The 15,154-nt window shown below is 29.1% G+C and carries 11 protein-coding genes; 3 read left to right on the forward strand and 8 right to left on the reverse strand.

The annotated features are described in order from the left end of the window. Nucleotides 1-36: 36 nt before the first annotated feature. Complete coding sequence (locus tag VBY68_RS10975) at nucleotides 37-2,961, forward strand: glycoside hydrolase family 3 N-terminal domain-containing protein (RefSeq protein ID WP_415269750.1); 2,925 nt, start codon at nucleotides 37-39, stop codon at nucleotides 2,959-2,961. On the opposite strand, the gene VBY68_RS10980 is transcribed toward VBY68_RS10975, so the two are convergent. The 7 genes from VBY68_RS10980 to VBY68_RS11010 form a co-directional block, all read right to left on the reverse strand. After that, complete coding sequence (locus tag VBY68_RS10980) at nucleotides 2,942-3,988, reverse strand: lysophospholipid acyltransferase family protein (RefSeq protein WP_415269751.1); 1,047 nt, start codon at nucleotides 3,986-3,988, stop codon at nucleotides 2,942-2,944. The two genes, VBY68_RS10975 and VBY68_RS10980, sit on opposite strands and share 20 nt — an antisense overlap. Continuing rightward, on the reverse strand, nucleotides 3,989-4,903 hold the full coding sequence (locus tag VBY68_RS10985) for a bile acid:sodium symporter family protein (RefSeq protein ID WP_415269752.1): 915 nt from the start codon (nucleotides 4,901-4,903) through the stop codon (nucleotides 3,989-3,991). Continuing rightward, nucleotides 4,887-5,528, reverse strand: coding sequence for a DUF4159 domain-containing protein (locus VBY68_RS10990; RefSeq protein ID WP_415269753.1), 642 nt, complete (start codon nucleotides 5,526-5,528; stop codon nucleotides 4,887-4,889). Before VBY68_RS10990 ends, VBY68_RS10985 begins: the two co-directional genes overlap by 17 nt. 522 nt (nucleotides 5,529-6,050) lie before the next feature. Beyond that, a complete protein-coding gene (locus tag VBY68_RS10995; protein WP_415269754.1) occupies nucleotides 6,051-7,121 on the reverse strand; it encodes a helix-turn-helix domain-containing protein in 1,071 nt (356 codons plus the stop codon). Nucleotides 7,122-7,268: 147 nt separating this feature from the next. Beyond that, nucleotides 7,269-7,979, reverse strand: a complete 711-nt coding sequence (locus VBY68_RS11000; RefSeq protein ID WP_415269755.1) for a 16S rRNA (uracil(1498)-N(3))-methyltransferase — start codon at nucleotides 7,977-7,979, stop codon at nucleotides 7,269-7,271. Continuing rightward, nucleotides 7,979-9,097 carry a GTP cyclohydrolase gene (locus tag VBY68_RS11005; RefSeq protein ID WP_415269756.1) on the reverse strand — a complete coding sequence of 373 codons (1,119 nt, stop codon included), beginning with the start codon at nucleotides 9,095-9,097 and terminating at the stop codon, nucleotides 7,979-7,981. Before VBY68_RS11005 ends, VBY68_RS11000 begins: the two co-directional genes overlap by 1 nt. 18 nt (nucleotides 9,098-9,115) lie before the next feature. Further along, a complete protein-coding gene (locus tag VBY68_RS11010) occupies nucleotides 9,116-10,459 on the reverse strand; it encodes a transporter (RefSeq protein WP_415269757.1) in 1,344 nt (447 codons plus the stop codon). A 140-nt stretch (nucleotides 10,460-10,599) separates the two neighbouring features. Here VBY68_RS11010 and VBY68_RS11015 point away from each other — a divergent pair, with 140 nt between their 5' ends. Together VBY68_RS11015 and VBY68_RS11020 are read left to right on the forward strand one after the other, a co-directional pair. Next, a complete protein-coding gene (locus VBY68_RS11015) occupies nucleotides 10,600-10,881 on the forward strand; it encodes a DUF4834 family protein (protein ID WP_121147176.1) in 282 nt (93 codons plus the stop codon). Nucleotides 10,882-10,883: 2 nt separating this feature from the next. Then, on the forward strand, nucleotides 10,884-13,277 hold the full coding sequence (locus tag VBY68_RS11020) for a YfhO family protein (protein ID WP_415269758.1): 2,394 nt from the start codon (nucleotides 10,884-10,886) through the stop codon (nucleotides 13,275-13,277). Here VBY68_RS11020 and VBY68_RS11025 read toward each other — a convergent pair. Continuing rightward, on the reverse strand, nucleotides 13,274-14,962 hold the full coding sequence (locus tag VBY68_RS11025) for a helix-turn-helix domain-containing protein (protein WP_415269759.1): 1,689 nt from the start codon (nucleotides 14,960-14,962) through the stop codon (nucleotides 13,274-13,276). The two genes, VBY68_RS11020 and VBY68_RS11025, sit on opposite strands and share 4 nt — an antisense overlap. Nucleotides 14,963-15,154: the final 192 nt, after the last annotated feature.

The following is a 15,154-nucleotide window of genomic DNA, read 5'->3' on the forward strand; positions in this document are numbered from 1 at the left end:
CAATAATGTGTAAAGTTTGTAAAGAAGTATGATAATATGAAGAGAAAAGTATTTACGGTACTAGCGTTTGTTTTTATACAAATAATTCAAGCTCAGCAAGTAGATCCTTTGTTGGCAAAAGATTCTATAGCACAAAATGTTTGGGTAGATAGTATTATGAAAAGCATGTCTGTTGATGAAAAAATAGGGCAGTTGTTCATGATACAAGCTTATTCAAATAAAGATAAAAAGCATGAGGATTTTATTTCAAGTATGGTTACAAAATACCATGTAGGAAATATTATTTTTATGCAAGGAACACCAGATAAACAAGTAGTTTTAAACAATAAATATCAAAAATTAGCAAAAGTACCTCTAATGGTAGGTTTTGATGGTGAATGGGGTTTGGATATGCGTTTAAAAAATACATATCGTTTTCCTTGGAACATGACTTTAGGAGCTGTTAAAGACACCGTTCTACTTCAAGAAGTTGGTAAAAGAATAGGAGAACATTGTAAGAGAGTAGGAATTCATATGAATTTTGCTCCAGTTGTAGATGTAAATACAAATCCGAATAATCCTATTATAGGAAACCGTTCTTTTGGAGAGAGTAAAGAAAATGTAGCAGAAAAAGCTATAGCTTTTACAAAAGGAATGCAAGGTGTAGGCGTGTTAGCAAATGCGAAGCATTTTCCAGGACATGGAGATACTGAAGCAGATTCTCATCACACATTACCAACAGTTAATTTTAGTGAAAGACGCTTAGATTCTATAGAGTTATATCCATTCAAAAAAATATTTGAAGCAGGAGTAGGAAGTGTAATGACTGCACATCTAAGCATTCCAGCATTAGAAACCAATCCAAAACTACCATCATCATTATCAAAAAGTGTAGTGACTAATCTGTTACAAAACAGACTAGGTTTTAAAGGATTAGTTATTACTGATGGACTGAATATGAAAGGAGCTGCAAATTACTCAACACCAGCAGAAATAGATTTGGCAGCAATTTTAGCAGGGAATGATATGTTATTGATTCCTCAAGATGTTCCAGGTTCAATTAGATTGATTAAAAAAGCTCTTTTAGAAGGGAAATTAACAGAGGCGCGCTTAAATCATTCAGTTAAAAAGATTTTAAAGGCTAAATACCTAGTTGGATTGAATAAGTATAAGCCTATTGTTACAGAAAATGTTCTAAAAGATATAAATAATCCTTATGATGAGGTTTTACATCGTAAGTTGATAAAAAACTCTATCACAGTTTTGAAAAATGAAGGAGCCATTTTACCAATTAACAACCTTAAGGATAAAAAAGTAGCTTATGTTTCTTTAGGAAGTGATAATGGATCAGATTTCTATGAAATGCTTAAAAATTATACTAAGGTAGATAAAGTTTCAGATAAGCATTTAAGCGTTTTAAAGAAGAAGTTAGAAAAGTATAATCTTATAGTTATTGGTTTTCATAAATCAAATAAAAACCCATGGAAAAGTTATAAGTTTTCTAACAAAGACCTTGTTTGGTTACAAGAAATAGCTAGAAGTAATAAAGTAGTGTTAGATGTCTTTGCTAGTCCTTATAGTTTACTTCAAGTTCCTTCTTTTACTAATATAGAAGGAGTTGTTATGTCATACCAAAATAGTAAGTTAGCTCAAGAACTTTCAGCGCAAGCTCTTTTTGGAGCTTTCGATTTAAAAGGAAAGTTGCCAGTATCTATAAAAAATGAGTTTAAAGTTGGGTATGGACTATTGGTAGATGGATTGGATGTGTTACAGTATACAATTCCTGAAGAGGCCGGAGTTTCATCAGAAAAACTTTCAATTATAGACAAAAGAATCGATACCATTTTACAAGAGAAAATGTCTCCAGGAGGACAAATTTTAGTAGCTAAGGATGGTAAAGTGATTTATAACAAGAGCTTTGGTTATCATACTTTAGAAAAAAAACATCCTGTTAAAAATTCTGATATTTATGATTTAGCTTCTTTAACCAAAATATTGGCATCGTTACCAATGATAATGAAAGCCGAAGAAGAGAGAAAAATAAGTTTGTTTTCAAGTTTAGGAGATGTTTTACCACGATATAGTAAGTCTAATAAAGATACTTTACTATTAAAAGAAGTATTATCTCATTACGGACGCTTACGTTCTTGGATTCCTTTTTACTTGGGTACTAAAGATAGTATAACAGGTAAAAACTCTACTAAATTTTATAGAAAAAAGCGCACACCAAGGTTTAGTATAAAAGTAGCTAAAAATTTATACCTAGCTAAAGAATATAAAGATTCAATATACAAGCAGATAGTAGATTCAGAGCAACGAAAAAGGGTAGGGTATAAGTATAGTGATTTAGGATACTATATTTTTAAAGAAATTATAGAAAGAAAATACAAAAGACCATTAAATAAACTAGTTGATGAGCAGTTTTATCAATCTATTGGAGCAAATAGAATGACTTACTTACCTTTAACTAAGTTTACAAAAGATGAAATTGTTCCTACTGAAAGAGATAATTACTACAGACACCAATTAGTTCATGGGTATGTTCATGATATGGGAGCAGCAATGCTTGGAGGTGTTGGTGGACATGCTGGTTTGTTTGCAAACGCAAATGATGTAGCTAAAATTATGCAAATGTTTTTACAAGATGGTTCTTATGGAGGAAAAAAGTACTTAGAGCCAGAAACTGTACACAAGTTTAATAAGCGTTATTATGCAAACAAAAAAGTACGTAGAGGTTTAGGTTTTGATAAACCACAGTTAAACCCTAAAGTTAAAGCTACCTGTGGTTGTGTGTCAGATGTAAGTTTTGGGCATAGTGGTTTTACAGGAACTTATACTTGGGCAGATCCAGCAACAGGTGTTGTATATGTGTTTTTATCAAATAGAATTTATCCCACAATGAGAAATTATGGTTTAGTAAAAAGTAATATACGTACTAAAATTCAGCAAGATATTCAAGATGCTATTTTGATGGCGGAGTAATAGATAATTTGGTGTATAAAAGAATAAGTAAGAAAGAAGTTAAAAAATAGAGTAAAGCTATTTTCCAGCCAAAAAAGATATTAATTACCCAGCTTTGGATACAGTAGAACAAAGGAAATAAAATAGCATTTACACCAAACCTAAAGGTGTCTATAAACTCTATTTCGTCTACTTTTTTACTTAAAAGCTTCCAAATTGAATATGGAACTAAGCTATTTAAAACAATTAATAAAAGTAAAGGAAGAGCGTAGTTTATACTGCGCTTTTTTTGTGGAAGTATTTTTTTGTCTTTTATAAGAGCATTAACATGATTAACTTTGGTAAAATCAACTTGAGCATTGTTTAAGGTAGACAAAATAGTTTCATAATTTTCATCTTGTTTTATATGAACACTTAAATCTTCTAGTTGATTTGAAACAAGTTCCTTTATGTTTTTTACTGATTGATTTATGTTTTGTTTATCGTAATAATTGTTAGCCAAAATTGGAGAGCCAAAATGGATAGCAGTTTTTGAAGGGTAACTAGATACATTTTGATATGTAATTCCTACAGGAACGATATTAATTTTAGTGTCAGGGAAATTATCTAAAGTTTTAAAAATAATTCTTGTAAAACCTTTACTTAAAGGTCTAACAGTTCTATATTTTTTATGAGTTCCCTCTGGAAAGATTAGTAAGGTTTTGTTATTTTTTAATATCAACTGACATTTATTAAAAATTTCTTCGTTTTTACTAAGCTGTTGTACACCATCTCTAATACGATATATAGGCATCATTCCAAGTAAGTTAAAAAACTTAGCAATAATAGGGTTATTAAATACTGCAGCGCGTACTAAAAAGTTTGTTCTCCTTTTTATGTGGGTGGCTATGAGCAAAGGATCAATTAAACCATTAGGATGATTAGCAGTAAAAATTACAGCTTCATTTTTTGGTATACGTTCACTACCAATCACTGTTGTTTTTTTAGAGTAAAAGAATAAACCGGTTCTTACAAAGAGTTTAAAAAAGTAGTATAAAAGTGTTTTCATTTATTGTTTATTTCTTCCCCAATAAGTAGCTAACATCATTCCTGAAAAAATATCCCAAACACCCCAGAACGCAGCAAGAAGAGCCATACCGCCTAAGCCGTCAAAAAAGCTAAAAATAAGAAGTAAACCTAAGCCACCATTTTGTATTCCAGTTTCCATAGAAATCGTTTTACAATCCTTTTTATTTAACTTAAAAGATTTAGCGGTAACATAGCCTATAACAAACGCATAAATGTTATGAAATATTACGAGAAACAATACTAAATGTATATAGTTTTTAAAAATATTCGCATTATCATACAATGCTATTACAATTAATAAGAGGAAAAAGAAGATAGAAAACGGACGTAAAAGCTTATTTATTTTTTTCGCCATTTCATGATGGTAATGATTAACTAGCATTCCTAAAACTATTGGAATCCCTAAAATAAGAAGTACAAGTTTAAAAAGCTCAAAAGGATTTAAGGAAACACTTTTTAAAATTTCATTGGTAGGTTCATATAAACTACCCCATAACTGTAGGTTTAAAGGAGTCATTATTAAACAAATAATTGTAGAAAAAGCCGTTAGGCTGACAGATAATGCAGCGTTGCCTTTTGCCATTTTACTAAAAAAGTTAGAAACATTTCCCCCTGGACAAGCAGCAATCATCATCATACCCAAAGCAAAACTAGGATATGGATTAATAATATTAACAAGAACAAAAGTTAAAAAAGGAAGTAGAATAAACTGAGATAATAATCCGACAAATAATATTTTAGGGTTGTTAACAAGTCTTTTAAAGTCATCTATTTTTATATCTAAGGCAATACCAAACATAATTATTGCTAGAGCAATATTAAGCATCCATAAAGCCTCTGTGTCAAAATTAATCTTAATATTATCAATCTGTAAAGTGTTAATGTTTAAAAGCATACTCTATTATGTTCGCTCCCATTTGTAGAGCTTTAGTTCTGATTTCTTTTGGGTCGTTATGTACTGCGGTATCCTCCCAACCATCACTTAAATCACTTTCATAATCATAAAAAACTACGAGTCTACCTTTGTAGAATAAACCAAATCCTTGTGGTGGCTTTTTATCATGCTCGTGAATTTTTGGCAGACCTTTAGGAAAAGAGAAGGTTTGATGATAAATAGGATGGTTATTAGGAATTTCTTGAAGTTTTAGCTCGGGAAAAACTTTTTTTAATTCTCTTCGTATGTACTTATCAAGACCATAATTGTCTGATATGTGTAAGAAGCCTCCAGAAATAAGGTAGTTTCTTAGTGTTGATACTTCATTATCTGTAAATAAAACATTACCATGTCCAGTAATGAAAACTATAGGATAGTTAAGGATGGTATCATCATCAAGTTTAATGCTTTGTATGTCTTTATCAATTTGTGCTTTTGTGTTTAGATTAGTAAACTTTACAAGATTTGGTAATGCTGTAGGGTTTGCATACCAATCACCACCTCCATTATATTGTATAATAGCTATTTCTTGTGAAAAAATATTGAGGTTTAATAGAAAGAAAAAAAACAGGGTGAAGTTTTTCATTAATTAACTTGAATTTAAAAGCAATATAGTAAAACAACAATAAAAAACACCAACAAATGTGTTGGTGTTTTTTCCCCTTAAAAAATAAATAAGCTTTCTTTTATGAAAATTCCCCTAATTTTTCAAAAAAGCTTTTTATTCTATGTGATAAAAATATTGTAAGCTATTATATATGTAGTCCAGTTACATCCAAAAAGGTGTTTTAAAACCAACTTTTTATAAAAAGCATGATTAATATTGTTTTGTTTATGGAGTGTATTTGGTTTATAAAAGGTAAAAAACACCAATATTAATATTGGTGTTTTTAAGCTATAGCTTTTCCTTTTTCGTATTGAGAATAAGTGTTCCCAATAATTTTATTAGAAATCTTAATTATAAATTGAAAACCCCTTCAACTATTTTCAATTACTAATTTTTTAATTTCACTAAGTAAATATACTTTGGAATAAGGAGATAGAGGTTCGAAAACATCCAAAATGGATGTTTTCGAACTGTCTTTTTATAAAAAGAAAGTAAGTTTCTTTAATTTAAAACAGCTAGTGATGAGCTTTTAAATTGAACAGGTGTATATCCTGTATGTTTTTTAAAAACAGTGTAGAATGTAGATTTAGAGTTAAATCCAGACTCTAGTCCTATAGATGTTATTGTGTAGCTTGTGTAATCAGGATCTAATAAGAGTGTTTTGGCTAAATCTATTCTCATTTCGTTTAAATAATCAGTAAAAGATTTTTTAGCAATATTATTTATAATAAGAGAAAGTGTGCTAGAACTCAACTCTGTGTCTTTTGAAAGATCTTGTAGTGTGTATTTATTTAGTAAATATTTCTTTTTTGATCGGATGAATTTATCTATCTCGATAAACTGTTCCTTTTGTTTTTCAACCTGATTTTCAGAGAAACTTTTTTCCGTATTCAAATTAATTGTGTCAACACTAAAGTCCCCATTTAAATCAATTAGAAGAGATTTTCTAATTCTTTCACGTTCTTTTAATACACGAATTTGTTTTAATCCCTGATACCCTAACCAATAAATTAAGACTGTGGTGTAAATTCTTAAAGGATAATATGAAAATAAGAAACCAGTAAAGTTCATACTTACCTTAACGATTAAAGCTAAAATCCAAAGAGTATATCCAATAGAACTTAATATAAAGAATGTATAAATCCATCTAAGGTTGTCAAATGATAGGATTTTAGGGAAAAGTTTTTCCTTTTTATATAAAATGTAAAATGAATATATAAATATACTTAATGAGGTAATTAAACTGAATATTTCTTCAATAGAGGTATATCTCTCGTAAATAAAATTTAAATTCTCTCTTGAAGCCGAATCACTGTAATAAAGAACAAAACTGATTTGACTAGCAACTAGAATAAAAAAAACAGGAATAATTATCTTTAATATTTTGTAAGCTTTTTCAGCAAGGTTTAGGTAGTGTATTAAAAACATGTACAAAAAAGGCATTGCTAAAAAGTGCCAAGGAACCTGTACATAGTCTAAAGCAAACTTATGTTGAAACAATTCTTTTTCTAAAGCCCAAGATTGTATATTGTTTAATGAAATAGCTAATATTAGGAGGTTTAGGTATATCATACTTTTTTCTCTTCCGTTTTTAGAACAAAAAAGTATAATACTAAAAGCGAAACCGTGAACGGCACTAATCAACAAAAAGAGATTAAAAAAATCTGCTGTAGTCAAAATAAAAAACCTTTAAGAGTAGCTAAATATACAAAAAATGAATTACTGGTGTAAATAGGCTATACTCTGCACTACATTTAAACCAGCTGTTTCTGTTCTAAGTCTATTAGCTCCTAAAGATATAGGAATGAACCCTTTATTTAAAGATTGTTGAATTTCCTCATGAGAAAAATCTCCTTCTGGACCAATAAGAATTATGTATTTTGATTTAGGAGAAGCAATATTTTTTAAAAACTTTTTTTCAATACTTTCTTCACAATGTGCAATAAATATTTCTTCTGAAAAATCATTCTTTATAAAATCAGAAAAATTTATAGGAGGGTTAAGTTTAGGTAATGTAAACTGTAGTGATTGTTTCATAGCAGATTGTATAATCCTCTCTAAACGATCAATTTTTACAATTTTTCTTTCTGAGTTTTTACAAATAATAGGAGTAATTTCATCAATACCTATTTCTGTAGCTTTTTCTAAAAACCATTCTAAACGATCATTATTTTTTGTAGGAGCTATAACTACATGTAAATAGTAATCTCTAGTACGAGGTTTTTCTTCAAGTTTAATAATTTTAGCAATACATTTTTTATCGCTTCCAATAATTATTTCGGCAAAAAAAAGAGTTCCATTTCCGTTGGTAATGTGTAATACGTCTCCTTCTTTTTTTCGTAATACACGAATTATATGACGACTTTCATCTTTATTGAAAGTAATTTCTTTTGAAGTAGTTAATAAATCTGAATTATAAAAGAGTTGCATTATAAGTCGAGTTTGTATGTTCTTCTTCTTTTATGAATTTTAGGATCAAAATCTTTCCAGATTTGATGAATTGCTTGATTTTCTTCAAGTTCTGGTGTTCTAATACAATTTTGAATTCCTTTAGCTAAAAAGATAGGGTGAAATTGCTCAAAAATAATAGCGGTTACACCTTTGTTTTGGTATTCAGGATCAACACCAATTAAATAAAACGTAACGTCTTTTGAGTTTTTTCTGGCATTTAGCAAGTGGAAAATTCCAAAAGGGAAAAGTTTTCCTTTTGCTTTTTGTAAGGCTTCAGAAAATGAAGGCATTACAATTGCAAAGGCTACTAATTTGTGATTTTTATCAACAACAAACTTTATATATTCAGGATTTATAAAGCTTATGTATTTCTTTTTAAAGTAAGCTATTTGAGCATTTGAAATAGGTACATACGTAGATAGCTTTGAATAAGTCTTACTAAACAAATCAAACATCTCATCTACATAAGGCATTATTTTATCTGTTGAAGTAAAATTCAAAGGAGTTAAGTTATACCTTCTTTGAATTATATTGCTAGCCTTTCCATATTTTTTAATGTCAACATTACTAAAAGAGAATATACTTTCAATATATTCTTTTTCTTTTGTAAAGCCTAATTGCTCTAAATGTTTAGCATAGTATGGATGATTGTACCAAGTAATCATGGTACCTATATAATCAAAACCTTCAATAAGAACTCCGGTTTTATCCAAGTTATTAAAACCGACAGGACCTTCCATATATTCTAGGTTGTTCTCACGACCTATTTCTGCAACTTTATTTAACAAAGCTTTAGATACTTCTATATCATCAATAACATCAAACCAACCAAAACGTATCTTTTTTATATGCTGTTTTTCAATTTCGTAAGAATTGATGATAGCTACAATTCTACCAACTATTTTATTGTTTTTTAAGGCTAGGAAAAAGCGAGCGTTGGCATATTCAAAAACAGGATTTTTATTCTTGTCAAAACTTTCAATTTCATCCTTAATAATAGGAGGAACCCAATACTTATTGTCTTTATAAAGAGAAAAAGGAAACTTAACAAATTGTTTCATTCCCTTTTTGGTAGTTATTTCTTTAATTTGAATCATTTTGCAAATTTAAGTCTTTTAATTGTCCTCCTTTTCTTTTTCCTTTTCTTTCTCTTGTTGTTCTTCTTTCTTGATTTCTTCTTCTAGCTTTTTTATCTCTTTTTCAAGTTTTAAACGCTCTTTTTCTTTACGCTTGGCTTCTTTTTCTTCTTCTTCTTTTATTTTCTTCTCAAGCTTTAGGCGTTCTTTTTCTTTACGTTTAGCTTCTTTTTCAGCTTTCTTTTTAGCCTTTTTAGCGGCTTTTCTTTCTTCTTTGGCTGTTTTTTTCTTTTGTTTTTTATCTTCTTTAACGATCATGTCAACTAAAGACTCTTGACGTTGTCTCTTTGGTTTTTCATTTAAAAGGTCACTATCACCAGAGTCAGTATTCGAATCAATTTTTCGTTTATCTTTTTTAGAAAATAATTTACCTACTTTACTAAACATACGACCAAAGAAGTTTCTATCCTCGTCATATTTAACAGGTTTTTCTTTTTCAATTTTGTTTCCGAATTCGTCTATCTCAACAAAATCATCTTTATGTCTATTAAGTCTGTACGATACCCCTAAAGAACTATAAACTCCAATTTCATCTTGTTGTAAGTTAGCTCTTAAAGAAGCATTAAACTGTAAATTTTCGCTAAAAAGATAGGCAGCTCCAGCTCCTATATTTGTTTTTTTCTCATATTTTTCAAAAATACCCTGCATTTCAGCAAAACCAGACCAGTAATCATTGAAGTTATAAGTACCAGTTACTATATAAGAAAACTGAGAAAAATCAGTGCCAATATAATCGTAATGAAGGTTGGTGATAACATTTAACTTGTCAGAAAGTTCATTTTGTAATAAAACACCAATTTTAGGACTAAACCCACCTCTTTCATGGTAATCAGTTAAAAAGCTTCCAATATTTATTCCAGCAGAAACACCAATATGTGGTATCCATCTTTTCCAGTCGAAAGAGTGTCTTTTTTTCCAACTTCTTATTTCTTTGCTTTTATCATCATATTTAGGAGCATAAATCATATACTTTGCACCTAAGCTAAATTGACTCAATCCTGTTTTATTATAAGATGATTCAAAAATATTTTTAAAAGCAATTTTATCTCTTTGTAAAGAAGTATTAAAATTAACTTCTAGCTTTTCAGAAATAAAACTAGTTCTAAAAAATAAATTTAAACCTAGTGCTTCAGGGTTACTAAAGGTAGGTGTAGGATTCATCTTTCTATAAAAAACACTTGTTTCAAACTGATAAACTCCCGAGCCAACACTATAAGGGCTCTCAGAGAAACCTGGCCTATTTGAATTTATAACAGGTGTATATTGCGCGTTAGCAGTTAAAATTGAGCAAAAAACAAAAAGGATAAGAAGTTTCTTAATCATATAATAAATCCAAATTTTCAGGTTGTACAAACATACGTAAAAATACAATTACCTATATAATATAAGTTTTGTAAACTCTTAACGCTTCCTTTTGCTTCAAATTGTTATTTTTGATTGATTTTTTTATTTTTAAGAAAAAGATGACATATTTAAATGAAGCTGGACCTGTGAATTTTATAAAAACCATATTAATTATTCTGTTAGTTTATTATGCTATTAAGTTTTTAGCAAAACTTTTTGGACCATACTTAATAAAAAAAGCAGTAGACAAAGTACAAAAGAAAGCTGAGCAACAGTATAGAAACCAACAACAAACATCTGATGTTGAAGTAGGAAAGACTGTTATTGATAAAAAGCCAAATAATTCAAAAGAAAGTAATAATTCTGTTGGCGAGTACGTTGACTATGAAGAAATAGACTAACCATGAACTTAAAGAAATTTTTACCGTTTGCAATAGCAATTATTGTTTTTGCAATAGCATCTGTATTGTATTTTAATCCGGTTTTAAGCGGAAAACAAATTAAACAAAGTGACATTACCCAGTTTATAGGAATGTCAAAAGATGTAAAAGAGTATAGAGCTGAAAAAGGAGAAGAGCCGTATTGGTTAGATAATGCTTTTAGCGGAATGCCAGCATATCAAGTAAGTGCTTATTATCCTAATGATTTTGTGCGTTATATTGATAAAGCAATTCGTTTTTTACCAAGACCAGCAGATTACCTTTTCTTATATTTTTTAAGTTTTTTCTTGTTGTTAACAGCTTTAAAGATAGATTGGAAGCTAGCTGTTTTAGGAAGTTTATCCTTTGGTTTTTCTACGTATTTAATAATTATTTTTGGAGCTGGTCACAATGCGAAAGCACATGCTATAGGCTATATGCCAATGGTGATTGCAGGAGTAATTTATATTTTTAGAAAGCGATATTTACTCGGGTTTATTCTAACGGCCTTGGCAATGGCTTTAGAAATTTATTCAAATCATCCGCAAATGACTTATTATTTAGGATTTTGTTTGTTGATTTTGGCAATTGTTGAAGGTATTGAAGCTTTCAAATCGAGAACATTGCCTGTGTTTTTTAAACAATCAGCTATTTTAGTAGCAGCAATGTTAATTGGTATTGGAGCTAATTCTACTAGGTTGTTAGCTATGAAAGAATATGCTGATTATAGTACACGAGGTAAATCGGAGTTAACAATTACTCCTGAAGGGCTGCCTAAAGAAAAATCTTCTGGATTAGATAAGGAGTACATAACAGAGTATAGTTATGGAATTGCTGAGACATTTAATTTATTAATTCCTCGTTTTATGGGAGGAGGAACAGTTGAAGAGTTAGGGGAGAACTCTAATTTTTATCAAGTTTTAGAACAGAATGCAGGTAGAAGTGTAGCAAAAGACTATTCTAGTCAAGTTTTAACTTATTGGGGGAAGCAACCTATTGTTGAAGCACCAGCTTATATTGGAGCAATTGTTTTTTTCTTGTTCTTTTTAGGAATTTTCTTAGTAAAAGGACGATTAAAATATTGGTTGGTTGCAGCCACTATTTTTTCCATCGTATTAAGTTGGGGTAAAAACTTCTCCATAGTAACGAACTTTTTTATTGACTATGTTCCGTTATATAATAAGTTTAGAGCAGTTTCGTCTATTCAAGTAATTGCAGAATTATGTGTTCCGTTGTTATGTGTTCTAGCATTAAAAGAATTTTTCTCTTCTGAGAATTCTTCCGAAGAAAAAGAAGATGCAGTAAAGAAAGCTTTTTATATTGTAGGAGGTATTTCTTTACTATTCTTACTGTTTGGGTCTAGTTTGTTTGCTTTTGAAGGATTACGAGATGCGCAATATCAGCAACTTCCAGAGTTAATTGATGCTTTAATTGCAGATAGAAAATCAATGTTATTTAACGATAGTTTACGTTCTCTTTTGCTTGTTTTAGCTGTTGCAGGAATATTATGGTTTTATTTAAAAGGAAAACTGAAGCAAGTACCTGTATTGATGGTATTGGGAGGACTCATAATTTTTGATTTAGTGTCAATAGATGCTAATTATGTTAATAAAGAAGATTTTACATCAGCAAGAAGAGTGCAAAAGCCATTTACAGCAACAAAAGCTGATACAGAAATTTTAAAAGATAAAGGATATTACAGAGTTGTTAATTTTAGTGTAAGTCCTATGCAAGATGGTAGAACATCTTATTTCCACAATTCGATAGGAGGGTACCATGCTGCAAAAATGAAACGTTATCAAGAGTTGTTTGATTATCAAATAGCTAAAAATAATATGGAAGTACTAAATATGTTAAATACTAAGTACTTTATTATTAGTGATGAACAATTTCAAGAAAACCCTAAAGCGAATGGAAATGTGTGGTTTGTAAACTCTTTAAAAGAGGTTAATTCAGCTAATGAAGAAATTGTGACATTAGATAGTTTGAATACTAAATCAGAAGCGGTTATTAACTCAAAGGAGTTTAAAGTAGAAGTTGATAGATTTCAAAAGGATTCAACAGCTACTATTTCTTTAGTAAAGAAGGACCTTACTGAATTGATGTATGAGTCAAATACAAATTCAAATCAATTTGCTGTATTTTCAGAAATTTATTATAAAGATGGATGGAATGCTTATATTGATGGAAAGAGTGTACCATACTATAGAGTAAACTATGTTTTAAGAGGGATGGAAGTTCCTAAAGGAAAACATACTATAACTTTTAAATATGAACCTAGTGTAATAAAAACAGGAAGTTTATTGTCTTTATTCTGTTATGCTTTATTACTGATAATACCTATTGGTTGGTTTGTAATAAAAAGAAAGAAGAACTAATTCTCAATACTTTTTAAAAAAGCAGAAGGAGTTATACTAATGTGTTTTTTAAATGCTCTTGTAAAAGCAGATGCATTGGTATAGCCTATTTCTTCAGCTATGGCTTGTATAGAATATTTTCTAAAATTTTTGTCTGTCTTTAATTTTTCTACCACATAGTTAATCTTAAGCTTAGTACAGTATTGCTTAAAAGATTCATCATGATGTTTATTAAAAACAAATGAAATATATGTAGTGTTAGTATCTAGTTTTTCTGCAATGTAATTAATTGAAAATTCAGGTTTTAAAAAGTCTAAACTTTCAGTTACGTTTTTAAATTCATCAAGAATTTTGGTTTCTAAAGCCTCATCAATATTATACTCTTTTCTTTCAGTTTCTATAGGTTTGTTTTTATTCATTATTAAAATAAGCTCTTTTTTCTTTTCTTTCTCTTTATTTAAAAGATAAAAGGTGATAATAATAAAAGTTAATAGTAATACTATAAAAGAAATGATAAGGTTTCGTTGCTTTTTGGCTTCTCTTTTTTCTATAGTTTTGTTGAGTTTTTGAGCCTGCTCAAAGTTGTTGTTGTAAAATAAATTAAAAGTTTTATCCTTAGTGTTTTTTGCCAAATTATACTGGTCTAAAGTAAGTTTAGAATATTTATAAGCACTATCTAGTTTGTTTAAATTATTGTATTCTTTAGAGAGTATATCGTAAATGGTAATAAGTTTACTTGTTTCGCATTTTTTGTGATTTTTTAAGAGTTTGTTTGAATAATAAATAGCAGAATCAGATTTTTTCAAGTTGTGAAAGCAGATAGCTTTTTGAAAATACTCTCTATGAAAATAAGGGTATCCGTTACTTATGTTTTTATAATTATTAATTAAGTCGATGGCTTTGGAAAATTCTTTTCTAGCCATTAAAACTTCAGTTTTTCTTAAGTTATAAAAGATTTCAGAGTCCTTATGCTCGGGTATAAACTGTTGAGTTATTTTATAAGCTTTGTTAAAATAGTAATCAGCTGAATCTAGGTAAGTTTTATTTGGCTTTTTACTGTTAATAGACATATATGTGTTTCCAAGGCAATTAAAAGAATTAGCCTTCCATTGAAGAAAAAAACTATTCTTTTGAACACTTTTTAGAATAGGGTTTTTTGATTCAGAGATAGTGTTTAATAATATAGCTTTCGATTTTTCTTGCATGTTAAGCTTATTTTTTATTACAGCTTTACTGAGAGCAAGACCTAACTTATTTCTAATCCATTTTTGATCTTGAATAGGATGATTTAATATTTCATGTTCATACTTTATGAGAATAGAGTATGCTTCTTCATATTTTTCTTGGTTTTTTTTAAGCCAAAAAAGTCTATTTAAGGCAGCAATCTTCCTGTCAATAAGGCAAGTTAAATTTTCCACCTTTAACAAAGAGTCTACTTGTTTTATTACATTGATGGATATTCTTTCAGCCTTATCATATTTTTTTAATCTATAAAAGCCATAAGCTCTACCAGTAGAGGCCACTATTTTTTTACAGATATCGTTAGAGTTTTCTAATTTATCACAATAAAAAAATAAGCTATCACTATTAATGTTTTTATAAAAGTCAATTTTACTATGATTTATAGAGTCTAAATACTTCGTTTGGGGAATTATTTTTAAAGAAGAGAATAAGGTTATAAGTATTATAATTATAAATCTGGTCATCTTAATATAAATCAGTCAAATAAAGAAAGTTCTTTTTCTAAAAAAACATATGCAACAACTTCAAATATACATTATTTTAATGATGCTTTTTATAAAATACGGTATATAATGTTTTTTTTATAAGTGAAACAATAATATGTTTGTAGCATGTAAAACGTACTAATTAAAATAAGTACGAATTGCTATGGAAAA

The sequence above is a fragment of the Tenacibaculum ascidiaceicola genome (assembly GCF_047470925.1).
GTDB classification, from domain to species: domain Bacteria; phylum Bacteroidota; class Bacteroidia; order Flavobacteriales; family Flavobacteriaceae; genus Polaribacter; species Polaribacter discolor.